The sequence below is a fragment of the Vibrio sp. 1249-1 genome (assembly GCF_033340495.1).
Genome location: NZ_JAWOWJ010000871.1, coordinates 1 through 582 on the forward strand (window position 1 = coordinate 1; position 582 = coordinate 582).

The 582-nt window shown below is 49.0% G+C and carries 1 pseudogene; it reads left to right on the forward strand.

Going from position 1 to position 582, the window contains the following annotated elements:
• Positions 1–535, forward strand: a pseudogene (locus R7Z50_RS29390) (SPOR domain-containing protein); the annotation flags it as partial.
• Positions 536–582: the final 47 nt, after the last annotated feature.

Sequence of the window (582 nt, forward strand, 5' to 3'; positions counted from 1 at the left end):
GCCGTCATCAAAGTCGACTCCTGTCGCCAAACCCAACGTCGCACCGAAGCCTGTTGCGCCAGTCGTGGCCAGTCGTCCAGATACCGAGGCGTTTAAAGCTTCTGCGACAAAAACGACAGCGCAGCCAGTTACGGCAAAAGAGCCGAAACCGAGCACGACAACAAAACCGGTAGCGAAAGCAAAACCAACACCGAGCGTAAAAGGCAATGGAGAGGTGGAAGTGCGCTTGCGAGCGTCTCTACATGGCAAAACGTATGTCGTGCCTTACCTGTTAGATAATCAGTTTTATATGGAATATGGTAAGCCGTGGAATCGACTCAACTACGAAAGCTCGCAACAGATTTGTCAGCAGTTGGGCATGTCGCTCGCCACGGCGACTGAATTTAAAGCGTTGCGAGATTCTGGTGTGATGGAGAAGAACAAATGGCCGCTGCAATTGCCGTATTGGGGTAAAGATAAGAAAGGCTTGTTTGCCGATCGAGAACCAAATCAGTTAACCGGCACGTCGTTGTTGAATGTGATGTGTGTGAAGTAGCGGTTGTTCATCCTTAATGTATTCATACATTTTAGGACGAAACATGT